The sequence below is a fragment of the Kitasatospora sp. NPDC059327 genome (assembly GCF_042752535.1).
GTDB lineage: Bacteria > Actinomycetota > Actinomycetes > Streptomycetales > Streptomycetaceae > Kitasatospora.
The window spans coordinates 15049-37920 of sequence record NZ_JBHYYB010000087.1 but is presented as its reverse complement, the minus strand read 5'-3'; the positions used below and the strand labels follow the sequence as shown (position 1 = coordinate 37920).

At 74.2% G+C, this 22872-nt stretch carries 19 protein-coding genes and 1 pseudogene; 12 read left to right on the top strand and 8 right to left on the bottom strand.

The genetic code is table 11. The features are described 5' to 3' along the window. Nucleotides 1–362 precede the first annotated feature (362 nt). The 3 genes from ACFXHB_RS35020 to ACFXHB_RS35010 all read left to right on the top strand — a co-directional run bounded on the left by ACFXHB_RS35020 (nucleotide 363) and on the right by ACFXHB_RS35010 (nucleotide 2912). The gene (locus ACFXHB_RS35020; RefSeq protein WP_380579362.1) at nucleotides 363–1109 is read left to right on the top strand and encodes a hypothetical protein; all 747 of its coding nucleotides are present in this window, start codon (nucleotides 363–365) and stop codon (nucleotides 1107–1109) included. Nucleotides 1110–1323: 214 nt separating this feature from the next. Beyond that, entirely contained in the window at nucleotides 1324–1620 is a 297-nt protein-coding gene (locus tag ACFXHB_RS35015; RefSeq protein WP_380579360.1) for a hypothetical protein, read from the top strand. Between the two features lie 98 nt (nucleotides 1621–1718). Continuing rightward, complete coding sequence (locus tag ACFXHB_RS35010; RefSeq protein WP_380579358.1) at nucleotides 1719–2912, top strand: trans-sulfuration enzyme family protein; 1194 nt, start codon at nucleotides 1719–1721, stop codon at nucleotides 2910–2912. Nucleotides 2913–2957: 45 nt separating this feature from the next. Here ACFXHB_RS35010 and ACFXHB_RS35005 read toward each other — a convergent pair whose 3' ends face one another. After that, the gene (locus tag ACFXHB_RS35005; RefSeq protein ID WP_380579356.1) at nucleotides 2958–4748 is read right to left on the bottom strand and encodes a SpoIIE family protein phosphatase; all 1791 of its coding nucleotides are present in this window, start codon (nucleotides 4746–4748) and stop codon (nucleotides 2958–2960) included. A 129-nt stretch (nucleotides 4749–4877) separates the two neighbouring features. Next, complete coding sequence (locus ACFXHB_RS35000) at nucleotides 4878–5345, bottom strand: MarR family winged helix-turn-helix transcriptional regulator (RefSeq protein ID WP_380579354.1); 468 nt, start codon at nucleotides 5343–5345, stop codon at nucleotides 4878–4880. A gap of 89 nt (nucleotides 5346–5434) precedes the next feature. Between ACFXHB_RS35000 and ACFXHB_RS34995 the strand changes: the two genes are divergently transcribed. Both ACFXHB_RS34995 and ACFXHB_RS34990 read left to right on the top strand, forming a co-directional pair. After that, nucleotides 5435–6280: an SDR family NAD(P)-dependent oxidoreductase gene (locus tag ACFXHB_RS34995; RefSeq protein WP_380579352.1), complete on the top strand. Its 846-nt coding sequence runs from the start codon at nucleotides 5435–5437 to the stop codon at nucleotides 6278–6280. Nucleotides 6281–6483: 203 nt separating this feature from the next. Continuing rightward, entirely contained in the window at nucleotides 6484–7710 is a 1227-nt protein-coding gene (locus ACFXHB_RS34990) for an ROK family protein (RefSeq protein ID WP_380579350.1), read from the top strand. 55 nt (nucleotides 7711–7765) lie between these two features. Here the strand turns inward: ACFXHB_RS34990 and ACFXHB_RS34985 are convergent, their stop codons facing one another. Further along, the gene (locus ACFXHB_RS34985; protein WP_380579348.1) at nucleotides 7766–9217 is read right to left on the bottom strand and encodes a lamin tail domain-containing protein; all 1452 of its coding nucleotides are present in this window, start codon (nucleotides 9215–9217) and stop codon (nucleotides 7766–7768) included. A gap of 432 nt (nucleotides 9218–9649) precedes the next feature. Here ACFXHB_RS34985 and ACFXHB_RS34980 point away from each other — a divergent pair, with 432 nt between their 5' ends. Further along, nucleotides 9650–12742, top strand: a complete 3093-nt coding sequence (locus tag ACFXHB_RS34980) for an AAA family ATPase (RefSeq protein ID WP_380579346.1) — start codon at nucleotides 9650–9652, stop codon at nucleotides 12740–12742. A 36-nt stretch (nucleotides 12743–12778) separates the two neighbouring features. Here the strand turns inward: ACFXHB_RS34980 and ACFXHB_RS34975 are convergent, their stop codons facing one another. Continuing rightward, nucleotides 12779–13150, bottom strand: a complete 372-nt coding sequence (locus tag ACFXHB_RS34975) for a hypothetical protein (RefSeq protein WP_380579344.1) — start codon at nucleotides 13148–13150, stop codon at nucleotides 12779–12781. A 187-nt stretch (nucleotides 13151–13337) separates the two neighbouring features. Here ACFXHB_RS34975 and ACFXHB_RS34970 point away from each other — a divergent pair, with 187 nt between their 5' ends. Next, nucleotides 13338–14147 carry an arylamine N-acetyltransferase gene (locus ACFXHB_RS34970; protein WP_380579342.1) on the top strand — a complete coding sequence of 270 codons (810 nt, stop codon included), beginning with the start codon at nucleotides 13338–13340 and terminating at the stop codon, nucleotides 14145–14147. 58 nt (nucleotides 14148–14205) lie between these two features. Here ACFXHB_RS34970 and ACFXHB_RS34965 read toward each other — a convergent pair whose 3' ends face one another. The 3 genes from ACFXHB_RS34965 to ACFXHB_RS34955 all read right to left on the bottom strand — a co-directional run bounded on the left by ACFXHB_RS34965 (nucleotide 14206) and on the right by ACFXHB_RS34955 (nucleotide 15575). Continuing rightward, the gene (locus ACFXHB_RS34965; RefSeq protein WP_380579340.1) at nucleotides 14206–14409 is read right to left on the bottom strand and encodes a DUF397 domain-containing protein; all 204 of its coding nucleotides are present in this window, start codon (nucleotides 14407–14409) and stop codon (nucleotides 14206–14208) included. A gap of 105 nt (nucleotides 14410–14514) precedes the next feature. After that, nucleotides 14515–14733 (bottom strand): DUF397 domain-containing protein, encoded by a 219-nt coding sequence (locus ACFXHB_RS34960; RefSeq protein ID WP_380579338.1) that lies wholly within the window; start codon nucleotides 14731–14733, stop codon nucleotides 14515–14517. Continuing rightward, entirely contained in the window at nucleotides 14730–15575 is an 846-nt protein-coding gene (locus ACFXHB_RS34955) for a helix-turn-helix domain-containing protein (protein WP_380579336.1), read from the bottom strand. The genes ACFXHB_RS34960 and ACFXHB_RS34955 overlap by 4 nt, the downstream gene beginning before the upstream one ends. Before the next feature lie 368 nt (nucleotides 15576–15943). Here ACFXHB_RS34955 and ACFXHB_RS34950 point away from each other — a divergent pair, with 368 nt between their 5' ends. Both ACFXHB_RS34950 and ACFXHB_RS34945 read left to right on the top strand, forming a co-directional pair. Further along, nucleotides 15944–16414 carry an ATP-binding protein gene (locus ACFXHB_RS34950; RefSeq protein WP_380579334.1) on the top strand — a complete coding sequence of 157 codons (471 nt, stop codon included), beginning with the start codon at nucleotides 15944–15946 and terminating at the stop codon, nucleotides 16412–16414. After that, nucleotides 16411–16608: a hypothetical protein gene (locus ACFXHB_RS34945; RefSeq protein WP_380579332.1), complete on the top strand. Its 198-nt coding sequence runs from the start codon at nucleotides 16411–16413 to the stop codon at nucleotides 16606–16608. Before ACFXHB_RS34950 ends, ACFXHB_RS34945 begins: the two co-directional genes overlap by 4 nt. Nucleotides 16609–16658: 50 nt before the next feature. On the opposite strand, the pseudogene ACFXHB_RS34940 reads toward ACFXHB_RS34945, so the two are convergent. After that, nucleotides 16659–18164, bottom strand: a pseudogene (locus ACFXHB_RS34940) (APC family permease). Nucleotides 18165–18373: 209 nt separating this feature from the next. On the opposite strand from ACFXHB_RS34940, the gene ACFXHB_RS34935 reads away from it, so the two are divergent. The 3 genes from ACFXHB_RS34935 to ACFXHB_RS34925 are packed head-to-tail and all read left to right on the top strand — an operon-like array spanning nucleotide 18374 to nucleotide 22805. Continuing rightward, nucleotides 18374–19396, top strand: coding sequence for a chitinase (locus tag ACFXHB_RS34935; RefSeq protein ID WP_380579330.1), 1023 nt, complete (start codon nucleotides 18374–18376; stop codon nucleotides 19394–19396). Nucleotides 19397–19407: 11 nt separating this feature from the next. Then, entirely contained in the window at nucleotides 19408–20715 is a 1308-nt protein-coding gene (locus tag ACFXHB_RS34930) for a glycosyl hydrolase family 8 (RefSeq protein ID WP_380579328.1), read from the top strand. Nucleotides 20716–20750: 35 nt separating this feature from the next. After that, entirely contained in the window at nucleotides 20751–22805 is a 2055-nt protein-coding gene (locus ACFXHB_RS34925) for a PQQ-dependent sugar dehydrogenase (RefSeq protein WP_380579326.1), read from the top strand. Nucleotides 22806–22872: the final 67 nt, after the last annotated feature.

The following is a 22872-nucleotide window of genomic DNA, read 5'->3' as shown; positions in this document are numbered from 1 at the left end:
GTGTGGTGGGTGGGGGTGTTTTTTTTTTTACCCGGGGGGGGGGGGGGGGGGGGGGCGGCGCGCCGCGCCGGCGGGCGCGCCCGCCGGGCGGGGCCCCCACGGCCGCGCCACGGTGCCGACGCTAGGGTCCGGGGGCGCGTCGCGCACCACCGCGTCACTGCGTGTCACGGTTCCCGCCGGAATCGGCGGCCGAACGGGTGACACGGGGCCCGGCGGGACGACGCGGCTGCCACGCGCACGGCCGTGCTCCCGGCAGGTGCCCACGAGGGACCGCGCCGGCCGGCCGGCGCGCGTTCGCCCAGGGCATCGCCCCAGGTGGGAGGCGGTGCTCCGGAGCGGCCGGGCCGCCCTATGCTGACGGGATGACTGCGCTTCCCGGCTTCGCCGCGCTGATGCTCCGCCTGCTCGACCACCGGGGCCTCGCGCCCGCCGAGTGGGCCCGTCGGGCGGGGGTCGCCGAGGCGGACCTCGCCGAGGCGCTGGACGGCGGCGCGCCGGACCCGGCGCTGCTGCGCCGGCTCGCGCCCGCCCTCGGCCTGGACACCGCCGACCTGTTCGAGATCGCGGCGCTCCCGCTGCCGGCGGACCTCGCGCCGGTCGGCGGGATGGTGACCACCTCGATCGTGAGCGTGGTGCGGTTCGGTACGGCGCTGCCGGCCGACCGCCGGGCCGAACTGCGCTCCTTCGTCGCCTCGTTGCCGCCCGGTGGGCCGACCGGCCGGATCGAGGGCCTGCCGGTGTACGCGTCGGACCCGTCCTCCGCCGGGAACCTGCTGATGCGGATGGTCGCGTCGCGCAACCTCGGCTGGACCGGGACGGCGAAGGTCTTCCGGCACCTCACCGGCCGCTCCTGGATGGCCGACGCGTACGGCCGGATCGCCATCGGCGCGCAGGAGCCGACCCCGGATCTGGTCGCCGACTTCGCCGTGGTGCTGGGCCTGCCCGCGGGCGACCTCGCGGCGCTGCTCGGCGTGCCGCTGCCGCCGGAGGTGCCCCGGCCGGACGGCGCGGTCGCGGACGGCGCGCTGCTGCTCCGGGACCTGCGGCGGCTGGGCGTCGGGCAGCTGCGCGAGGCCGAGGACCTGGCGCGGGCGCTGTCGTCCTCCTGACCGGGGCGGGCCACCGGTCGCCGGCCCGGCCCGGGGGAGCGGCCGGGCCGGTGATTCGACCCGGCCGCTGATTCGCCCGGCTTCCGGCGCGGAACCTCTACACGGCTGTAGAGTCGGTCGGGTGGCGACTACGCCCGGTCGCGCGGCTGTCCCGTCAGGGGAGCCGGCGGCCGCACCGGACCGGGAGGGCGCAACCGTGGTGGAGGGTCGGGGCATGCCCGTACTCGAAGACGAGCGCGGCGCGCGGGACGCACCCGCGCGGGACGAACCGGGCCGAGTCGGACCCGGGCGGGGCGAGGGGCCGGTGGACACCGAGGTGGAGTGGGTCTACCAGCCGGTCGAGGTGCACTTCGGCGACGGCCGGTGGGCGCTCGGGCGGATCAGCGGGTGGTGGCAGGACGCGGGCGGTTCGCGCTGGTGCCGGCTGCGGGTGGCCCGGAGCGGACACCCGGCCCGTTGGGAGCCCTTCGACCCGGCGCGGGTGGTCCTGCTGCCGGCCGGCGGACTCTGACACCCCGCCAGGGGCCGCCCGGCGCCGAGCCGGTCAGGGGCCACCTGATCGGGATTGGCCCTGGGCGCGGCCGGGCGCTCCGGCCGAGGATGGGCGGCATGAGCGATTTCGACAGCGTGCTGCGCCCCGAGAGCCGGATCGTCCACCCGCCCGTCGAGGAGGTGACCGGCAGCCGTCCGCTCGGGGTGCCGCTGCACCAGAGCCACCTCTTCGCCTTCGAGGACAACGAGGCCCTGACCCGCGCGTTCGGCGGCCCGGACCAGGCGTTCTTCTACAACCGCTACGGCAACCCGACGGTCCGTTCGCTGGAGAAGGCGGTCGCCGGACTGGAGGGCGGCGCCGGCGCGATCGCCACCGCCTCCGGGATGGGCGCGATCAACACCGTGCTGCTCGCGCTGCTGAGCTCCGGCGACCACGTGATCGCCCAGCGGAGCCTGTACGGCGGCACCTTCGCGATGCTCGCCGATCTGGCCCGGCGCTGGGGCGTGGAGGTCACCCACGTCGAGGGCGACGACCCGGCCGAGGTGCGGGCCGCGCTGCGCCCCAGCACCCGGCTGCTGCACCTGGAGACGATCTCCAACCCGACCACCCGGGTCACCGACCTGCCGGGGCTGATCGGGGTCGCCAAGGAGGCCGGGGTGCTCAGCGTGGTCGACAACACCTTCGCCACCCCGCTGCTCTGCCGGCCGATCGAGCACGGCGCCGACGTCGTGGTCCACTCGGCGACCAAGTACCTCGGTGGGCACTCCGACGTGCTGGCCGGCCTCGCCGTCTTCGCCGACGCCGAACTCCACCGGACCGTCTGGCACTACGCCGTCGAACTGGGCGCCTCGGCCGACCCGCACAGCGCCTGGCTGACCCTGCGCGGCCTGCAGACGCTGGCCCTGCGGATGCGCCGGCACTGCGACACCGCGCTGGAGCTGGCCGGCCGGCTGGCGGCCCACCCGGCCGTCACCGCCGTCCACTACCCGGGACTGCCCGCCCACCCGGACCACGAACTGGCCCGCCGTCTGCTGCCGGGCGGCCACGGCGGGGTGCTCGCCTTCGACCTGGCCGGCGGCCGCGAGGCGGCCCGGAGGTTCACCGAGTCGGTGCGGCTGGCCTCGCTCGCGCCCTCGCTCGGCGGTGTGCACACCCTGGTCCTCCACCCCGCCAGCACCTCGCACCGTCAGCTCGACGACGGGGAGTTGGCGGCGGCGGGGATCGGTCCCGGCACCGTTCGCGTCGCCGTGGGCATCGAGCACCCGGAGGACCTCTGGGCCGATCTCGACCAGGCGCTCGCCAAGCTCTGAGCGCGGCCGGGCCGGTGGCCGGGCCGGTGGGGGTGGTGCCCGGGGTCACCCCGCCGGTGGGAGCGGCCGGGCCCGGGGTCTGGCGGCCAGGACGGCGATGTCGTCCTCGGCCGGGCCGGTGGCGGAGGGGCCCAGCGCGTGCAGCACGGCGTCGAGCAGGTCGTCCAGCTCGCCGGCGGCCGGCAGCCGGAGCCCCGCCAGCCGGTCGAGCGAGGCGTCGATGTCCTCGCCCCGCCGCTCCACCAGTCCGTCGGTGTACAGCAGCAGGGTCTGGCCGGGCAGCAGTTCGCGGGTGGCCTGCTCGTAGCCGCCGAACCCGGTGCCCAGTGGTGGCCCGGTCGGGATCCGCAACAGTTCGTTCGGCCGGTCGGGGGTGATCAGCGCGGGCGGCAGGTGACCCGCGCTGGAGAGCGTCCAGCGGCCCCGGCCCGGGTCGGCGAGGGCGAGCAGACAGGTCGCCGGGCGGGCCGACTCGTTGGCCGCGATGACGGTGTCGAGCTGGCGCAGGATCCGGTGCGGTGGCAGGTCCATCCCCGCGACGTCACGCAGCGTCGAGCGGTAGGTGCTCATGTCGACCGCCGCCTCGACGCCGTGGCCCATCACGTCGCCCATCACCAACAGGGTCCGCCCGAACGGCAGCCGTACCGTCTCGTACCAGTCGCCGCCGACCACCGAGCTGGTGCCGGACGGCAGGTAGCGGGAGGCGAGTTCGAGGTTCTGGTGCGGGCTGCCGGGCTCGCTCAACAGCGCCCGCTGGAGTTCGAGGGCGATGCCCTGCGAGCGGGTGTAGCGGCGGGCGTGGTCGATGCCGGCGCCGGCCCGGGCGGCCAGGTCGCCGATCAGTACGGCCTCGTCCGGGGTGAAGCCCGCCGAGGCGGCCGTCCGGCCCAGGGTGAGCAGTCCGACCAGGTGCCCCCGGGCGGTCAGCGGCACGACCAGCAGGGAGACCACGCCGGCGGACCGGTGGACGGCCGACACCACGCCGTCCGGCGCGGTGCGGGCCGCCCCGTCCTCCGGCAGGCCGTCGACGAGCACCGCGACGCCGCCGGCCAGCGCGCGGGCGGCGGCCGAGCCGTCCCGGTGGCGGACCGATTCGCCGGGCCGGGCCAGGTCGGCCACCGCCTCGCGCAGGCCCGCGACGCAGTCGACGGCGGCGCGGTGGAGCCGTAGGCCCGGTGTGCCACCGGTGCGGGCGGTCGCCTCGGGCGGCAGGACGTCCACGGTCGCCAGCTCCGCGAGCCGGGGGACGACGAACGCGGCCAGCTCGGCACAGGTGGTGTCGACGTCGAGCGTGCTGCCGATCCGCTCGGCGGCGGCGTCGAGCAGCGCCAGCCGGGCCCGGGCCTGCTCCAGTTCGCGCCGCAGCTCGCGCTCCGGGTCCGGGTCGTCGAGCACGACCACCACCACGCCGGTGATCCGCCCCTCCCGTTCCAGCGGGCGGTAGCGCACGCGCAGGCCGGGTGGCACGGGCGCACCCGCGCCGTCGGGCCCGCCGGTGGCCTGCTCGCGGGTCCGGCCGTCGCCCAGGACCCGGGCGAGCGTGTCGGCCGCGCGGGCGAACGCCGTCTCACCGACCGGCCGGCCGAGCAGGTCGGCCCGGCGCAGGCCGGTCACGGTGGCGAACGCGGCGTTGAGGTACGTCCAGCGCAGCCGGTCGTCCAGCAGGGCCACGCCGACCGGTGCCACCGCGAGGGCGTCACGCAGCAGATCCGGTCCATCACTCTTCGTGCCGGCTGCGGCGTGCGCGGCCGGGGCCTCCGCCGCTGTCGCCCGGGACCGGGTGCCCGGGCTCGCGGGGGTGGCGCCCTCTCCTGTCTCGCCGTGCCGGAACCGCATACTCACATGATCACGCTCCGGGCTGCGGCACGCCCGAGGACCGGCCAAAGCTTGACCGACCGGTGGTGGTGTTGTAACCGGCCCGGGTGCAGGGCGAGGCGGGTGGGCGGACCGGGCGCGGGGCCCGATTCAGGCCCGGGGCGGGGCCGGCCGCTTCAGCTTGGCCCAGACGGCCTCCAGGGCCGCGATGTCCGCGTCGTCCAGCCGGTCGTCGAAGGCCTCGGCCAGCACGGCGCGCCGGGTGGCGTCGGCGGCGGCGAAGAGCCGCCGGCCCTCGGGGGTGAGGGCGATCCGCACCGAACGGGCGTCGACGGGGGAGGGGGCGCGCTCGACCAGGCCCCGGGCCTGCAGCGAGTCGGCCACCCGGGACACCTGGCTGCGGCTGAGCAGGGTCTTGGCGCCCAGGTCGGAGGCGGCCACCGGTTCGTCCTGCCCCTGCAGCCAGAGCATCACCTCGAACCAGGAGAGCGGCAGGTCGTGGGCCTTGCCGAGGGCCTGGTCGACCTTGGTGCTCAGGGTGGTGCCGGCCCAGACGAGGCCGTAGAAGGCGTGGTCGCGGGCGGTGAGCTCGCCCAGGGTGAGTTCGGTGCGCGCCATGCCGTCACTCTACCTGTTTGCGTGTGCGTGCACGGGAATCTATGGTGTGTGTGCACGCACATAAATCCGAGCCCGCCGGGAGCGCCCGTATGACCACCACCCGTATCGCCCTGATCACCGGCACGTCCTCCGGCATCGGCCTCGCCGCCGCCGTGGCCGTCGCCCGCGCCGGGCACCACGTCGTCGCCACGATGCGCGACACCGGCCGGTCCGGCGCGTTGCTCGCCGCCGCCGAGGCGGCGGGCGTCGCCGACCGGATCGAGGTCGCCCGCCTGGACGTCACCGACCCCGGGTCGGTCGAGGCCTGCGTGGCCGAGGTCGTCGCCCGGCACGGGCGCCTCGACGCCGTCGTCAACAACGCCGGGGCCGGCTACGTCGGCACCGTGGAGCAGGACGGGCTGGAGCCGGTCCGGGCCACCATGGAGGTGAACTTCTTCGGCGTCGTCGACGTCACCCGGGCCGCGCTGCCGCACCTGCGGGCCGTCGGCGGCCGGGTGGTCACCGTCACCAGCGTCGGTGGCGTGGTCGGGCAGCCCTTCAACGAGGCCTACTGCGCGGCCAAGTTCGCCGTCGAGGGCTTCATGGAGTCGCTGGCGCCGGTCGCCGCGACCGTGGGCGTCAAGGTCACCGTGGTCGAACCGGGCGCCGTGGCCAGCGAGTTCGTCGCCAGCCAGGGTCTGGACATCCCCGCCCTGCTGGCCGCCGCCGGCCCGTACGCCCCCGCGCTGGGCGCCTACGTCGACCGCACCCGGGCGGCCTTCGCGCAGGCGCAGACCCCCGAGCAGGCCGCCGAGTCGGTGGTGACGGCGCTGACCGCCGACCACCCGCCGTTCCGGGCGCAGACCTCCGAGCGGGCCCGCGCGTTCGTGGGCGCCAAGCTCGCCGACCTGGACGGCTCGGCGGTGCAGGGCCTGACCGGCGGCTGGGTCGGCTGACCGGCGCGGTGCGGTGCGGGCGGGGTCACCGCCGGCCGCCCCCGGTCGAGGACATGCCAGGTCAGCGGGTGGATCGGGTCGCGGGCCCCGGCAGGGGTTCCGGCCGGGCGGCGGATTGACGACCGGTCATACTGGGCGAGGCCTCAGCGCAGGCCAGGCGCGCCGACGACGGCGTCGCGCACCGCCCCAGACCGGAGGACCCGATGAGCCGCCACCTGCCGACCGCCGTTCCGCCGGGCGGGACCCCGGCGCAGCCGTGGAACCGGCAGCGCCTGCGGAGCAACAACGAGTGGCTGCTGCTCGAACTGCTGCGGACCGGCGGCCCGTCCTCGCGCGCCCAGCTCGCCCGGGACACCGGGTTGTCCAAGCCCACCGTCTCCGCCGCCCTGGCCGCGCTGGAGCAGGCCGGGCTGGTGCGCGAGGCGGGCCGCTTCGTCCCCGAGCGCGGCCGCACGGCGGTGCTGTACGAGCCGGACCCGACGGCCGGCCACGTGCTCGGCGTGGACATCGGCCGGGCCCGGCTGCGGGTCGCCGTGGCGGACCTCGCGGGGCGGATCGTGGCCCGCCGGGACGTGCCCAACAAGGGCCGCTCGGCGAACGCGGTGGCCGACGCCGTGGTGGCGGCGGCCCGGGAGACGACCGCCGAGGCCGGGCTGGCGGCCGGCGACATCGTGCACGCCGTGATCGGCACCCCGGGGGTCTGGGACGAGGAGCGGCGCGGTGTCCGGTACGCGACCAGCCTGCCGGGCTGGGGCAGACGCGGACTGTTCGACCGGATCGGGGAGGGCCTGGAGACCGCCTTCACCGTCGGCAACGACGCCAATCTCGCCGCCCTCGGCGAGTACGCCCTCGGGGCCGGCCGGGGCAGCCGGATGTTCGCCTACCTGCTGATCGGCACCGGCCTGGGCGTCGGCGTCCTCAAGGACGGCGAGCTGCTCTCCGGGGCGCACGGCGCGGCGGGCGAGGTCGGCCTGGTGCCGCTGGCTCCCGGGCCCGACGGCGAACCGGCCGGGACGATCGAGCGGGCGGCCGGGGCCGACGCGGTGGTCCGCACCGCGCTGGGCCTCGGGATGCGGGGTCCGCTGACGGCCAAGCAGGTCTTCGACGCGGCCCGGACCGGCGACCCGTTGGCCGCCCGCGCGGTCGAGCGCGAGGCCGAGCAGCTCGCCTACGCGATCGCGGTGCTGGCGGCCGTGCTCGACCCGGACCTGGTGGTGCTCGGCGGCGGGGTCGGCGGCAGCGCGGACCTCCTGCTGGAGCCGCTGGAGCGGGAGCTGCACCGGCTCAGCCCGCTCCGCCCGAAGCTCGCCCCGAGCGGGCTGGGGGAGGAGGCGGTGCTGCTCGGCGCCGTCGCCACCGCGCTGGACCGGGCGCGCCCCGAGGTCTTCGAACGCCGTACGGCTCTGGTGGACCAGGGCGCGTCGCTCTGACGGCACGGGCCCGTCGTCGCCCGGCCGGTGGCGGGACCACGACGGCGCCGCTCGTTCAGCAGCCGACCGTGCCCCTGCGCAGCGCGTGGCCGCCGGTGTCGCCGTCGTCGGCCCAGTAGACGGGCTTGGCGCCGGCGACGCACTCGGCGGCGCCGGCCAGTGCGAAGCCCTCGTTGTTCAGGTTGCCCATGCCGCTCGGGCGGTCGAAGACCGCGGTGGTGGTGAAGACGCCGTCGGCGCCGACCCGCATCGTCCGGTGCCGGCCGTCGCAGGTGTCGTCGCACACCACCCACAGGCGTGCGGCCTGCGGCTCCCACTGCAGTTCCATGACCCCGGCCATGCCGCCGGCGACGGTCGCCACCCGGGTGAACGCCCCGTCGTCCTGGAGGACGAAGCCGTGGATCGTGCCGCCCTCGGCGCCGACGAGGAACACCCCGCCGGTGTGCGCGCCGTACCGGGCCGGGTCGTAGGCCGCGCCGGTCGACGCGTCCTTGAACCCGGCCCCGGTCAGGTAGCCGTCGGGGATCCAGGTGATGCCTTCGAGCCCGAGGTTGGCGCCCACCGGGGGCAGCGCCGAGGTCAGGTTCCACTCCTTCGCGGCGGTCAGCGTGGAGCCCGTGCCGCTCACGTCGTACCGCAGGACGGAGAGCCGGCTGGTGCCGGAGGCGTCCCCGTCGCGTTCGCTCGACACGAACACGCCCCCCGCCGCGCCGGCGCCGGTGAGCGTGACGCCCTCACCGTCCGGCCGCCCGGAGCCGCCCGGGAAACGCAGCGCCTTGCCGGAGCTCCAGCCGTTCGCGGTGTCCGGCTTCCACCCGCCGGAGCCGTTCGGCACCAGCCGCCACAGCCTGCCGGAGTTCTGCGCGCCCCAGAGCACGCCGCCCTCCAGGTAGAGGCCGCTGAGGTCCGACCCGAAGACGTTCGAGGCGTCGGCGTTCGCCACCGAACCGCCGCCGGGCCAGGCGGCCGGTGCGGTCGGGCCGGTGGCGCCGCAGGCGTTCGCGGCGCCGAGGGTGACCGCGGCCTTGCCGAACGAGCCGGTGCCGTCCGGGCAGCGCGACCAGGACGGGGCCGAGTGCGCGCTCCAGCCGAAGCTGTCGACCAGGGTGCTGCCGTTCGGCAGGAACAGCCGTGCCCGGTCGGAGGAGCCCAGGCCGAACGCGGCGTGCACGTCGAAGGCGCGGAACGCGCCGGGGGCCAGGGTGGTCCCGGCGGCGATCGTGTACCGGGAGCCGTCGTCGTCGTCCCGGAGGATCCAGCCCGAGAGGTCCACGGTCGCGGAGCCCTTGTTGTGGAGCTCGATCGAGTCGTCGACGTTCCCGGTGGTCACCACCTCGTTGATCCGGATGTCGTCGGCCGCGGCGGCCCGGGCGGGCGAGGCGCCCAGCACCCCCACCGGGCCGGCCACGGCGACGAGCAGGACCGCGAGGCTCCGACGCCACCGCGGTGTGCGCGATTCGGTCACGATGTCCGTCCCGGGGGAGTGCCGACAGGCCGCCGCCAGCATGACGGGGCCGGCCCAACCGGCGCCCGCCGCCGGGCGATCGGCGGATGAACACCGGGCGAACCGCTGACCGCCGCCCCGGTGGCACGCGCCGGGCGAGCGGGCGCGTACCCCCGATGTTCCGGTGACCGCCGCGCGCGACCACTCCGCCCGGCCCCGAGCCGTGCGTCGACGCGGAACACCCCCGGGACCGGTGGACTCCGCTGTGACCGACGAGGCCCCCGGTGCGTCCGATGAACGTCCAAAGCCCTTACAGGAAAGGAAATGTGAGATATCGTCATGGATTCCGCACAGTCGGACCGGGGGCCGCGACCCGTCCGGGGCGGAGTCGGGCGGAGCAGAGGCGGGAGCGGTCGGGGGAGCGAGCCGGGCGGGGCCGGGGGCCGTCCCGGGCCGGTTCGCCCCGTCGGCGGCACGGACTTGTCGAGGGGCTGGATGGAAACGGTGGACTGGTCGTGGGCCGACCGGGAACGCGAAGGCGTGCTCTGCCACGGGTCGACGGGGGACCGGCCGTACGCGGTCCGCCTGCCGGAGGTGCTCGCACCGCTCCCCGGACCCCCGCCCGCCGAACTCACCGGCCGGGACACGGAACTCGCCGCGCTGCGCACCGCGCTCACCGGCGACGGGCACACCTGTGCGGTCGTCACCGGCCCGCCGGGCGTCGGCAAGAGCGCGCTGGCCCGCCGGACCGGCGACGCCCTCCGGGCCGAGGGGCACTTCCCGGGCGGCCTGCTCACGATCGACCTCCACGGCTCCGACCACATCCGCCGCCAACGCCCCGAACGTGCCCTCGCCCGCGCGCTGCGCGCCGCGGGACTGCCGCCCGAGCACATCCCGTCCGATCCGGCCGACCGGGCCGCACTGCTGCACCGCACCCTGGCCCGCTACGCCGCCCGGGGGCGCCGCGTCCTGCTGCACCTGGACGACCCGGCCACCGACGACGACCTGACCGCGCTCCTGCCCGCCCCCGGTACGGCCGGCGTGCTGGTGACGGCGCGACACACCCCGCGCGACCTCCCGGGCACCCTCCACGGGCTGGCGCCGCTGACCACCGCGGACGCCACCGACCTGCTGCGGGCCGAGCTGACCGCCCGCGGCGCCCGCGGGCCGGCCGGCGCCGCGTACGGACTCGACCTGCGGCGCCTCGCGAAGGCCTGCGGCGGCCTGCCGCCCGCCCTGCTGGTGACGGCGTCCACCATGGCCCGCACCGGTGCGACGGCGGGCGAGACCTCCCGGGAGCTGGACCGGCTCCGGGCAGGCCTGGAACGGCTCGACGGACCCGTACGGACCCTGGCCGCCGTCCACCTGCTCGCCCTGGCCGCACTGGGCACCGGGCCGACCAGGCTGCTGCGGCTGACCCGCCTCCTGCCGGGGGCGGACTTCTCCACCGACACCGCCCGGGACCTCGCCGGACCCGCCGCCGGGACGGTCGCCGCCGACCTCGACGACCTGTTGGCGGTCGGGTTGCTGGCACGGAGCGACGCCCCCGACCGGTGGCGGCCCACGCTGCACGCGGACGACCACCTGCCGCTCGCCGTGCCGTCCGGCGCAGCGAGGCCCGACGCGGCGGCCGACGAGGCGAGGGAGGCCCTGGAGCGGCTGACCCGCGCCCACACCGAGCGGGTCCGGGCCGCCTGCCTGCGCCTGAGCCCCCTGCGGCGCAGCCCCGGGACCGACGCGCGCGCCTTCGCCGACCGCGCCGCCGCGCTCGCCTGGCTCGACGCCGAGCACCCGACCTCGGCGGGACTGCTGCGCCGGGCCGCGTCCGCCGGCGGGCCCGACGCGGCTGCGGGCCTCGCGGAGGCACTGGACCCGTACCTGGAGGACGGCCTGCACCGCGACGAGCTCGCCGACGCCGCCGCCCTCGTCCAGGCCCTGGCCGGCGAACGCGGCGACCCGGCGGCGGAGTTGGCGGCCCAGGTGCGGCTCGGCCGGCTGCGCTGCCTGGACGGCCGCCCCGAGGAGGCCCTCGCACTGCTGCGCCAGGCGGCCGAGGGAGCGCGGCGGATCCGGCACTGGCAGGTCGCGGCGACGGCGCTGGCCGCCCTGGCGGAGGCCTGGCGGGCGGTCGGCCGGCCGGAGGAGGCGGCGCGGGAAGGCCGTCGGGCGGCCGCGATCGCGGCCCGGGCGACCGGCGACGCGGAGGCCGAGTACCGGGGGAGCCTGCACGCCGGGATCGCGCTCGCGGAGAAGGGGCGGGGGAAGGCGGCCGCGAAGGACCTGAGCCGGTCCGTCCGGGTGGCCGAGGCGGCCGGGGACGAACTCCGCACCGGCTTCGCCAATGTGCAGCTCGGGCTGGTCGGCCTCGACCTGACGGGCCGGGCGCTGCCCGCCGCCGCGGCGTTCACGCTCGCGGTCCACGCCTTCCGGGGGGCCGGGGACCGGCGCCGCCACCTCGTCGCGCTCGGTCTGGCCGGGCGGGCGAGCGGCGACCTGGGCCTGGCCTTCGTGGCCGAGGCGGCCGAGGGCCTGCTCGACCTGGGCGACGAACTCGCCGGTCACCTGGTGCTGGAGGAGGCGGGCGAGCTGCTGTCGGAGCTGGAGCAGCACGAGCAGGCCGCCGCCCTCCACCGCGCGGTCGCCGACTTCCGCGCCCGTGTCGACGACCCGGCCGGCCGGGCCCGCGCCCTGACCGCGCTGGCCGCCTCGCTCGGCACGCTGGAGCGCCACGACGAGGCCGTGGCCCGGGCGATCGAGGCGGTCGCCATGGCCCGGGAGGCCGGTCGGCCGGCCGTACTGTCGGCGGCGCTGAGCGGTCTGGGCAGGGCCCTGCCCAGCGCCGGGCGGCCGTTGGAGGCGGTCGATCCGCTGAACGAGGCGGTGACCCTGGCCGTGGCGGAGGACGACGTGCCCGCCGAGCTGTGGGCGCTGGCCCTGCTCGGCTCCGCGCTCACCGTGGCGGGCCGGCCCACCGAGGCCGCCGCCGCGTTCCGGCGCTCCCGGGCGGCGGTGCGTCGGATCCAGGAGCCGATCCCCCGGGTGGCCGTCCACCCGGCCCGGCCGGAGCAGCCGGCGGCGCCGACGGTCACGGTGGTGGACGCGACGGTGCCGCCCGGCGCCCTTCCGCCGGGCGCCGCCGCCCGCGCGGTGGGGCCCGGCGGGGGCGGTGCGGCACGCGGCGGCGCGGGGGACGAGAAGGGTTCGCACTTCCGGCGCGCGGCCGGCGCCTATGCCCTGGTGGCGGTCCTGCTGGCGCTCGCCGCCTGGGCGGCCTTCGCGCTCGGCGGGCCCTGGGCCACCGCGGCGGCGGCTGTCACCGGGGTGAGCGCGGCACTCGCCGTGGTGGCCGTGCTCTCCTTCCGCGACGCCGGCGGCGCGGACGTCGCGACGCCGGTCCACCTGCTGCTGCAGGTCGTCTGGCGGGTCCTGCCGGTACCGGTCCTGCTGTTGCACGTGCTCTCGCTGACGCGCGGCGAACTGCGTCTCATCGGGGCCGTGCCGAGTCTGGCGAGCCTCGTGGCGTACCTCGTCCTGACCGTCCTGGTCCGGCGGGCCGGGCGGTCGGGCAGTGAGGCCCTGGGCGTGTAGCCGGGGCGGGCCGGAGCGCCGGTCGGTCGGCCGGCCTCAGCGGCCGAAGAACCTGCGCTTCGGCTGGGGCGCCGGCGCCGGTACCTTCGCCGCCTCCGGTACCTCCGCCACCAACGCGGCCACCGTCACCCGGAAGTGGACGCGGGTGGACCGGTCGGTGATCCGGACCAGCAGGGTGCCGTCCGGCAGCCGGTAGATCCGTCGGCCGTGGCCCGCGCTGATGTGGGAGCGTGACTGCGGCAGGTAGGTCCTGGCCAGCTCCTCCGCCAGGGCGCCCGCGGCCTCCGGGTCGGCGGCCTGCCGTTCCCGGGCCAGTTGCCACCGGTGTACGTCGGGGCTGAAGTCGGAGGTGCTCCCGTTGTTCCGGTCCTCCTCGACCAGCACGTACCAGTCCCCGTCCGAGACCATGCCGGGCCACCTCCCTCTGTTCGCGTGGCCAGACTAGTGCCCGGCCACGAAGCCACCGGTGGCCCGGTGTCCGCTGGCCGGGCCGGGCCGGGCCGGATCGTGGTCGGTGAGTCTAGGGCGCGCGGCCCACCTCGACCGGGACCAGCGGAGGAGGCCGCCACCGCCGTTCGGTCCGTACCGTGGTGGGATGACCGTCGATCTTGAGAAGTACTTCGCCCGCATCGGATGGGAGGGCGAGCCCGCGCCCACCGTCGAGACCCTCCGTTCCCTGCACCGCGCGCACGTGCGGGGCATCCCGTTCGAGAACCTCGACGTGGTCACCGGCTCGGTGCCGTCGCTGGACCTCGCGGATCTCCAGGCCAAGCTCGTCGACAGCGCCCGCGGCGGCTACTGCTTCGAGCACAGTTCGCTGTTCGCCGCCGTGCTGGACCAGTTGGGCTTCGAGGTCACCCGGCTCACCGGCCGGGTCCGCCTCGGCGCGGGCCCGGGGGAGGTCCGGCCGCGGACCCATATGGTGCTGGCCGTCCAGGTGCCCGGCGATCCCGGCCGCTACCTGGTCGATGTCGGGTACGGCTCGCGCACGGCCCTGCTGGAGCCGCTGCCGATGGTCCCCGGCCTGGTCCGCGAGGGCGCCGGCCGCACCCACCGGTTGATCGTCGAGGAGGCGGACAGCCCCGCGCCGCGCTGGGTGCTGCAGGCGAGGACGGGCGAGGACTGGGAGGACCAGCACGTCTTCACGCTGGACCCGGTGCCGGCGCCCGACCTCACGATGTCCAACTGGTTCGTGGCCACCTACCCGCGCTCGCCGTTCCACCGCTTCTACATCCAGCGCACCCGGCCCGACGGCCACCTGCAGCTGGACGGGAGGACGCTCACGCGGACGGATCCCGAAGGCGGCGCGTCGGTCCACGAGGTCGAAAGCGGGGGTGAGCTGGTGGAGTTGCTGGAGTCCGAGTTCGGGATCACCCCGCCGCCGGGGGTGGCCGAGGCGTTCTGAGGGAAGGGTGACAGCCCCGCGCCGCGAGGGCGCGGGGCTGTCGCGAGACGGGGTGGAGTCAGCGGCGGAAGTCCCCGGAGCGGACTCCGGCGACGAATGCCCGCCAGGCATCGGCACCGAAGCCGAGCGCGGGGCCGTAGGGGTCCTTGCTGTCCCGGACGGCGCGACCACCGTCACTCAGACTCGCCACCTCGACGCACTCGCCGCCCTGTTGGGAATAGGACGACTTCTTGAACGGGGCTACCGGATTGATCCTGTTCACTCTTCCACTTCACTCTCTTCGTGCGGGAGTTCTGAAGCAGGGCCAGGAGCAGCTGGGGGGTCTGGCAGCCCACGCCGTGCGGCGCGGGCTGCCGGACTGGACGAATCAGCGGTGGTCGGCGAATTCCCCGGAGCGGACTCCGGCGACGAACGCCCGCCAGGCATCGGCACCGAAGCCGAGCGCGGGGCCGTAGGGGTCCTTGCTGTCCCGCACCATGACGGCGTCGCCCAGGGTGCCGCACTCGACGCAGTTGTCGTTCGGGTCGCTGGCGAGTGCCTTCTTCCACTTCACAGGGAGGGCTGAGGCATCGGGGAAGTGGGTCACTTGAGCTTTTCTCTCTTCTCTGTGATGAGGCTGAGTGACTGGTCGAGGTCGAGAGCGGTAGCCATGATCTCGTCGAAGGCTGCTCGATAGATGTCTACGTGATCCGGATCCTCCACCCAGTTGCCTCCGAGCAGGCCGCTCTGGAGGACAAGGTCAAGATCGCGCTGCCGGAACTCCAGCAGGGAGAAGGGGCCGGTCATCCCCGGGTGTGGAGGAGCCATGGCCGACATGACCTGGATGTTGACGTTCGGGAGCCTGCTGAACTGAAGGAGCTTGTCCAACTGATCAATCATGACTCCCTCGGATGCGCCCATGGACAGGGCCGACTCGTGGATGACTGCCCATAGCTTCAGTGGACTCTCGGCTCGGGTCAGGACGGACTGGCGATTGATTCGGACATCAACGCGTTCTTCGACGCTCGGTTTCTTTATGACGCCGCTGGCGATGATGGCGTGCGCATATTGGCGGGTCTGGAGAAGCCCGGGAATGTAGGCCGCCTCGTAGGACTTCATGCCGGCAGCGGTCTCTTCGAGCCGGATCAAGTCTGTGTACAGCGGGTTCAGTTGCTCATATCCCGCCATCCACCCCGGTCGGCGCTTGTCCTTGAGGATCTCGACGAGGACTTCCTTCAACTCCGCGTCGCACTCGTAGAAATCGAGGAGCGCGCGGACGACTTCGGGCTTCAGCTGGACACGGGCGTTCTCGTACCTGCTGAGCTTCACCAGGTTGACGCCGTCGACCTGGGCGGCCACCTCTTCGGCCGACAGGCCCTTGAGCTCGCGAAGTCTCCTGAGCTCGGCCGCGATGCGCCGGTAGCGCACGGCTGGCACTGCAACTGCCATGTACGTAAGCCCTCCTGACCTGTCCGAGGACCAGTGTGCATGCCGTGGACGGTGCTTCGCCACCGCCTACTGCGAGCTTAGAGGCGGCACCTTGGGCTTAGGAGTGAAAGTTTTCATATTTGCTCGACATGACTTGCAGTGCCGATGTGCGGTGCTCCATGCTGGGAGTAGCGGACAGCTGACGCACAGTGACATGAGTGACTGGCGGAAGCGTCTTCTCCGCTGACGGTTCACGCTCTCATTGCGTTTCGCGTTTCCTCACCTCGCAGTTCACGTGAGTGACCACGGCGGCTCGTCACCAGGTGCCCCCTGCCTCGGTCCTGCCGTTTCCGTGGCTCGATGCCCCACACTCGGAAGGTGGCTACGCCATGCCCGAAATCCTCGACCAGCCTCCCCTCCCCGCCGCTTCGGTCGGCTGCTGGCTCCCGCGTAGTCGCCGGTCCCCGGCCGAGGCGCGGCGCGTGCTCGAAGGGCTCCTCGCAGGTACTCCGGGCGGTGAACGCTTCGCCGACGTCGGGCTGTTGCTCGTCTCGGAGCTGGTCACCAATGCCGTTCTGCACGGGACGCCCGCCGGCAACCAGGTCCACCTGGTGCTCTCCGTCGACCACGAGCGCCTCAGGATCGAGGTGCATGACGCCCGTGCGGACCGGGGGCCGGTGCTTCGTGCGGGCTCCGACGAGGACGAGTCCGGGAGGGGGCTGATCCTTGTCAAGTCCCTCTCGCTGCGCTGGGGTTGCTGCCCGCGCGAGGGGGTCGGGAAGATCGTCTGGGCCGAGTGCGGTCCCGAGGCCGCGCCTCCCGCGTTGCTGCGGGCCACCGCCGAGGGGTGCGCCGTATGAGGAGCGATCACCGGCTCGTCACGGCCGGGATCGCCGGGATCCACTCCTGGTGGTTCCTGCGCTGCTCGCGCGCCCCCGTCGCGCGCCTCCTGCGCGCCGAGCGCCGTCGCCTCGACGCCGAGGTGGCCCTGCATCTCCCCGAGGCGGCCCGCCGTATCCGGTGGCGCGTCCAGCACGAGCTCGACCTCCGCTGACACGCCGGCGGCCCCGGAGCCGGGGCTCCGGGGCCGCGGGGGAAGGCGGATCAGGCCAGGACCTCCTCCGCCAGGTACTCCTCCCGTACCTCGCGCGGGCCGAACGGCCAGGTCCGTTCGGCCCGGGCCCAGAGCAGGAAGGCGCCGCAGCCCGCGACCACCCAGGCGAGCGACCACTCGATGGGGTGGAAGCCGGGCGCGTTGCGGTCCGCGTAGCCGTAGATGACCAGCCAGCCGACGGCCGCGACGATCCCGGGGGCCGGGTAGAGCCACATCTTGTACGGCCGGACCAGCCCCGGCTGGCGGCGGCGCAGGACGGTGACCGCGACGATCTGGGCGAGTGCCTGGACGATCACCATCACGGTGGTGAGCAGGTTGATCAGCACGGTCAGCGGCGGGTGCGTGGTGCTGTTGCCGAGGTGGCGGCCGAGCAGGAAGCCGGCTGCGGTGAGCGCGCCCATGGCGGCGAGCCCGTACACCGGGAAGCCGTGCCGGGGGTGCAGTCTGCCGAAGGCGCGGAAGAAGACGCCGTCGCGCGCCGCGTCGTACGGCACCCGGGAGCCGCCGAGCAGGCCGGCGAGCACCGAGGCGAAGGCGGTGATCAGGATCAGCACGGTCACGACGTCGGCGGCGCCCTTGCCCCAGGTGCTCTCCAGGACGGCCGAGGCCACCGACTTGGAGGCGACGGAATCCGGGTCGAGCATCGCGTGCCAGTCCATGGCGCCGAGTACGCCGATCTGGAGCAGCAGGTAGATGGTCATGATGCCGACGATGGACAGCACGATGGCACGCGGCAGGACCCGGCCGGGGCGCCGTACTTCGGCGCCGAGGTAGGCGGCGGTGTTGTAGCCGAGGTAGTCGTAGATGCCGATGGTGAGGCCGGCTGCGAAGCCGATCCAGAACTGGCCGTGGGTGAGTTCGACGGCGTGCGCGGGCCAGTCGAAGGCGCGGCCCGGGCTGAAGTGGGTGTAGCAGGCGATGATCACGGCGAGCACCGAGAGGATCATCACGCCTCACATCACGGTGGTGAGCCTGGCGATGTTCTCGACCCGCCGCCAGAGCAGGACCACCACGAGGGCGCAGAACGCGAGCCCGACCGCGTCGCCCTGGCCGTTCGTCATACCGGGCCAGAGGTAGCCGAGGTACTGGACGAACCCGACCACACCGGTGGACATGATGAGGGGGATGAAGAGCATGGCCGTCCAGACGAAGAGGAACGGCATCAGCCGTCCGGTCCGGTACTGGAAGGCCTCGCGCAGGTAGACGTAGGTGCCGCCGGCGCCCGGCAGCGAGGCGCCGAGTTCGGCCCAGACCAGGCCGTCGGCGAGGGCGAGGACGGCGCCGGCGATCCAGCCGATGACGGCCTGCGGGCCGCCGAACGCGGCGACCATCAGCGGGATCGTGACGAACGGTCCGATGCCGCACATCTGGCTCATGTTGAGGGCGGTGGCCTGGAACAGGCCGATTCTTCGGGACAGGCCAGGGGTCACCGGGGCCTCCGGACGTGGGGGAGCGGGCGCCGGACGGGGTGCCGGGGGGTTCAAGTTAGGGAGCATTACTAATTTCGTCAAGATGTCCGGGTGAAACGGGGGTTGCGACGGTTGACCATTGGGAAACTTTCCTAACGAAAGTCATTGACCCGGCGGCCGGGTGCCCCGATCCTGGTGGCGCCCGCCACGGTCGCCGTCGGACCGTTCGCGAGTGCTCGCCCGTCCTCCCCCTGATCCGCCGCCCCCGGGCGGAGGATTGACGAAAGTGAGTTGGCATGCACAAATCCATCGGAGTCCGCCGCACGGCCCCGCTGCTGGCCGCCGCGCTCGGCTCGGCCACCCTGCTGCTGGCCCCGGCGGCCACCGCGTCGGCCGCCACCGCCGCCCCGCCTGCTCCCGTCGCGGCGGCCGTGCCGGCGATGGCCGCCGCACCCTACGAGTACCTGGGCTGGGGCAGCCCGCAGAAGCCCACCGACGTGATGAAGGCGGCCGGGGTGAAGTGGTTCACCCTCGCGTTCATCCTCTCCGACGGCGGCTGCAACCCGAAGTGGGACGGCAGTCGGGCGCTCAAGGGCGGCTCCGACGAGGCCGCGATCACGTCGATCCGGGCGGCCGGCGGTGACGTCGTGGTGTCCGTCGGCGGCTGGAGCGGCAACAAGCTGGGCGAGAAGTGTTCCAGCGCGAGCGCGCTGGCCGGCGCCTACCAGAAGGTCATCGACGCCTACAAGCTCAAGGCGCTGGACATCGACATCGAGGACACCGAGTTCTCCGACGCGACGGTCCGGCAGCGCGTCGTCGACGCCCTGAAGATCGTCAAGACCAAGAACCCGGGCATCGTCACCTACGTGACCATGGGCACCACCCCGAGCGGCCCGGACGCCACCGGCAAGGACCTGATCAAGCGCGGAGCGGCGGCCGGCCTCGCCAACGACGGCTGGGTGATCATGCCGTTCGACTTCGGCGGTCACAGCGGCACCATGGGCCAGGCCTCGGTCAGCGCGCTGGAGGGCCTCAAGGCGGCGGTGAAGAGCGCCTACGGCTACAGCGACGACGCCGCCTACCGGCACATCGGCGTCTCCTCGATGAACGGGAAGACCGACGAAGCGGGCGAGACCGTCACCACCGCCGACTTCCGGACCATCCTCGCCTACGCGCAGCAGCACCACCTGGCCCGGTACGCCTTCTGGTCGGTCAACCGCGACCGTGCCTGCGGCGCCGGCACGGACGCCGACGCCTGCAGCGGCGTCGCGCAGTCCCCGTACGAGTTCACCAAGATCGTCGTCCAGTACCAGGGTTGAGGAGTACGCCGATGTCACCGCTGACCACCACCGCGCGCCACTGTCGCACCACCGCCGCCGTCCTCGCGGGCGCCGGCCTGGCGGCCGGGCTGCTCACCGCGCCCGCCGCGTCCGCCACCGTGTCCACCGCTTCCGCTGTGTCCGCCGTGTCGCAGCAGGCCGCCGCCGGGCCCGCCGTGCCCTTCGGCGGCCACCGCTACCCGTACGCCGCCGGGATCCTCAAGCCCACCGGCGCGCAGGCCGACCTCGACCAGAAGGTCGTCGCCGTCTACAACGCCTGGAAGGCCGCGTTCGTCAAGCAGAACTGCGGCAACGGCTGGTACCAGGTGATCTCGCCGGACGCCGACCACCCGTACGTGGCCGAGGCCCAGGGCTACGGCATGGTCGTCACCGCCACCATGGCCGGCGCCGACCCCAACGCGAAGACCGTCTTCGACGGCCTGGTGAAGTACGTGCTCGCGCACAAGTCGGTCAACAACGCCGATCTGCTGGCGGCCGAGCAGGACTCCTCCTGCAAGTCCGTCAACGGCTCCGACTCGGCCACCGACGGGGACCTCGACGTCGCCTACGGGCTGCTGCTCGCCGACCGGCAGTGGGGCAGCACGGGCACGTACAACTACAAGGACCTGGCCGTGAAGCACATCAAGGCGATCAAGGCGAGCGAGATCAACCCGAGCACGCACCTGACGCTGCTCGGCGACTGGTCCAGCAAGGGCGACTCGACCTACTACGTCACCCGCTCCTCGGACTGGATGATCGACCACTTCCGGGCCTTCCGGACCGCCACCGGCGACGCCGGGTGGGACACGATCCGCACCGCGCACCAGAGCCTGATCACCAAGCAGCAGAGCGGCTACGCCCCGAACACCGGACTGCTCGCCGACTTCGTGGTCAACACCAACGGCACGGCCAAGCCGGCCGCCGGCCAGGTCCTGGAGAGCCCCAACGACGGGGACTACTCCTGGAACGCCTGCCGCGACCCCTGGCGGATCGGCGCGGACGCCGTCACCAGCGGTGACGCCGCCTCGCTCGCCTCGGCGCGAAAGATCAACAGCTGGATCAAGGGCAAGGCGGCCGGCAACCCGGCGAACATCGTGACCGGCTACAAGCTGAACGGTTCCGCCTTCGACAGCGGGCACGACATGGCGTTCACCGCCCCGTTCGTGGTCACCGCGATGACCGACCCGGGCTCGCAGGCCTGGCTGGACGCGCTCTGGACCAAGTTGGCGGCCACCCCCGTGGACCAGAAGCTCTACTACGGGAGCAGCGTGCAGCTCCAGTCGATGATCGTGGCCTCCGGCAACCACTGGGTGCCGTAGTGGCGGGCGCCGGAAAGCCCCGCCGTACGGGGCCGGTGGCCGCCAGGGCCGGTGGCGCGGTACTCGCCGCGGCCGCCCTGGTCCTCGGGGCGGTGGTGGCGCCGGCTTCGGCGGCCACCGCCCGGGCGGCGGTCACCGCGAGCACCGACCACCAGGCCGAGGACGCCGCGCTGACGCAGGCGAAGGCGGCCACCAACCACAGCGGGTACACCGGTACCGGCTTCGTCGACTACACCAACACCACCGGCTCCGCGGTCGAGTTCACGGTGAGCGCCACGGCGGCCGGCAGCGCCTCCTTGGCCTTCCGGTACGCCAACGCCGGGACGGCGAACCGCCCGATGGACATCGCGGTCAACGGGAAGGTCGTCGCCGCCGGCGTCGCCTTCCCGCCCACCGCCGACTGGGACACCTGGGCGGACCGCACCGTCGGCGTCACCCTCGCCGCCGGCACCAACCGGATCAGGGCCACCGCCACCACCGCCGACGGCGGCCCCAACCTCGACCGCCTCCGGGTGGACGCGGCGGCCGACACCACCCCGCCGAGCCGCCCCGGCCCGCCGACCTGCTCCGCCGTCGGACCGAACGGCCTCACCCTCGGCTGGGGAGCCGCCACCGACAACGTCGGCGTCACGGCCTACGACCTCTACGAGCACGGCAACAAGCTGGCCGAGGCGCCGGGCACCGCGACGTCCTGGCAGCTCACCGGACTGACCCCGGCCACCACCTACAACCTCACCGTGATCGCCCGGGACGCCGCCGGCAACGCCTCGCCGGCCAGTGTCGCGATCGACTGCACCACCACGGCGAGCACCGACCCGCCGCCGAGCGCGCCGGGCACCCCGACCGTCTCGGCGGTCACGGCCACCGGGGCCACCCTGACCTGGGGCGCCGCCACCGACGACAAGGGCGTGGTCGGCTACGAGGTCCGCAGCGGCAACGCCGTGGTGGCCACCGTGACCGGTACCCCGCCGGCCACCACGACGACGGTCACCGGGCTCGCCTGTGACGCCCCGTTCGCCCTGTCGGTGGTCGCCCGGGACACCGCCGGCAACGTCTCGGCACCCTCCGGCGCCGTCTCCTTCACCACCGGAGCCTGCCCCGCCGACGGCGGAGTCCCGGGCTCGCCGACCGCCCTGTCCACCGGGTGGACGATTCCCTGGGGCGTGGGCTGGCTGCCGGACGGCAAGAGCGCCCTGGTGACCGAGCGGGACAGCTTCAAGGTCTTCCGGCTGACCACCGGAGGCGCCAGGACGGCGGTCGGCACCGTGCCCAACGCCGTCACCACCGACGGCGAGGGCGGCCTGCTCGGCATCGCCGTCGACCCCAACTGGTCCGGCAACCACTACGTGTACCTGATGCACACCGCCGCCGAGGGCAACCGGATCGTCCGGATGACGTACGACGGCAGCGCGCTGGGCGGGTACAAGGTGCTGCTCCAGGGCATCAAGAAGAACCGCTACCACAACGGCGGACGCCTCGCCTTCGGCCCCGACGGCTACCTGTACGCGTCGACCGGTGACGCCCAGACGTCCTCGCTGGCCCAGGACAAGAACTCGCTCAACGGGAAGATCCTGCGGCTGACCACCGACGGCAAGGCCGCGCCCGGCAACCCCTTCGGCACCTACGTCTACAGCTACGGCCACCGCAATCCGCAGGGGCTGGCCTTCGACCGCAACGGGCGGCTCTGGGAGGCGGAGTTCGGCGACTCCAAGCGCGACGAGCTCAACCTGATCAAGCCCGGGGCCAACTACGGCTGGCCGACCTGCGAAGGCACCTGCGGTGTGGCGGGGATGACGAACCCCAAGGCGAGCTGGCCGGTCAACGAGGCCTCGCCGAGCGGGATCGCCATCGTCCGCAACGTGGTCTACCTGGCGGCGCTGCGCGGTGAGCGGATGTGGCGCGTCCCGATCGACGGGAACACCGAGAACGTCGGCACGCCGACCGCGTACTACGTCGGCGCCTACGGCCGGCTGCGGACGGTGTCCAAGGTGCCCGGGGCCGACCGGCTCTGGCTCACCACCACCAACGCCGACAACAACGGCGGGGCGGCGGACGGCGCCGACAAGATCTTCACGGTCTCGATCGGCTAGAGCGGCCGGATCTGCCGGTCAGACCGGTCAGACCGGATGGGCCGGATCGGCCAAAGAGGGGAGTGGG

Excerpts from the sequence above, each read along its gene's own strand:
- ACFXHB_RS34950 (WP_380579334.1), top strand. The coding sequence starts at position 15,944 with ATGCCCGAAATCCTCGACCAGCCTCCCCTCCCCGCCGCTTCGGTCGGC.
- ACFXHB_RS34975 (WP_380579344.1), bottom strand. The coding sequence starts at position 13,150 with ATGGTCTCGGACGGGGACTGGTACGTGCTGGTCGAGGAGGACCGGAAC.
- ACFXHB_RS35010 (WP_380579358.1), top strand. The coding sequence starts at position 1,719 with ATGAGCGATTTCGACAGCGTGCTGCGCCCCGAGAGCCGGATCGTCCAC.
- ACFXHB_RS35000 (WP_380579354.1), bottom strand. The coding sequence starts at position 5,345 with ATGGCGCGCACCGAACTCACCCTGGGCGAGCTCACCGCCCGCGACCAC.
- ACFXHB_RS34970 (WP_380579342.1), top strand. The coding sequence starts at position 13,338 with ATGACCGTCGATCTTGAGAAGTACTTCGCCCGCATCGGATGGGAGGGC.
- ACFXHB_RS35020 (WP_380579362.1), top strand. The coding sequence starts at position 363 with ATGACTGCGCTTCCCGGCTTCGCCGCGCTGATGCTCCGCCTGCTCGAC.
- ACFXHB_RS34995 (WP_380579352.1), top strand. The coding sequence starts at position 5,435 with ATGACCACCACCCGTATCGCCCTGATCACCGGCACGTCCTCCGGCATC.
- ACFXHB_RS34945 (WP_380579332.1), top strand. The coding sequence starts at position 16,411 with ATGAGGAGCGATCACCGGCTCGTCACGGCCGGGATCGCCGGGATCCAC.
- ACFXHB_RS34930 (WP_380579328.1), top strand. The coding sequence starts at position 19,408 with ATGTCACCGCTGACCACCACCGCGCGCCACTGTCGCACCACCGCCGCC.
- ACFXHB_RS34985 (WP_380579348.1), bottom strand. The coding sequence starts at position 9,217 with ATGCTGGCGGCGGCCTGTCGGCACTCCCCCGGGACGGACATCGTGACC.
- ACFXHB_RS35005 (WP_380579356.1), bottom strand. The coding sequence starts at position 4,748 with ATGCGGTTCCGGCACGGCGAGACAGGAGAGGGCGCCACCCCCGCGAGC.
- ACFXHB_RS34990 (WP_380579350.1), top strand. The coding sequence starts at position 6,484 with ATGAGCCGCCACCTGCCGACCGCCGTTCCGCCGGGCGGGACCCCGGCG.
- ACFXHB_RS34980 (WP_380579346.1), top strand. The coding sequence starts at position 9,650 with ATGGAAACGGTGGACTGGTCGTGGGCCGACCGGGAACGCGAAGGCGTG.
- ACFXHB_RS35015 (WP_380579360.1), top strand. The coding sequence starts at position 1,324 with ATGCCCGTACTCGAAGACGAGCGCGGCGCGCGGGACGCACCCGCGCGG.
- ACFXHB_RS34935 (WP_380579330.1), top strand. The coding sequence starts at position 18,374 with ATGCACAAATCCATCGGAGTCCGCCGCACGGCCCCGCTGCTGGCCGCC.
- ACFXHB_RS34955 (WP_380579336.1), bottom strand. The coding sequence starts at position 15,575 with ATGGCAGTTGCAGTGCCAGCCGTGCGCTACCGGCGCATCGCGGCCGAG.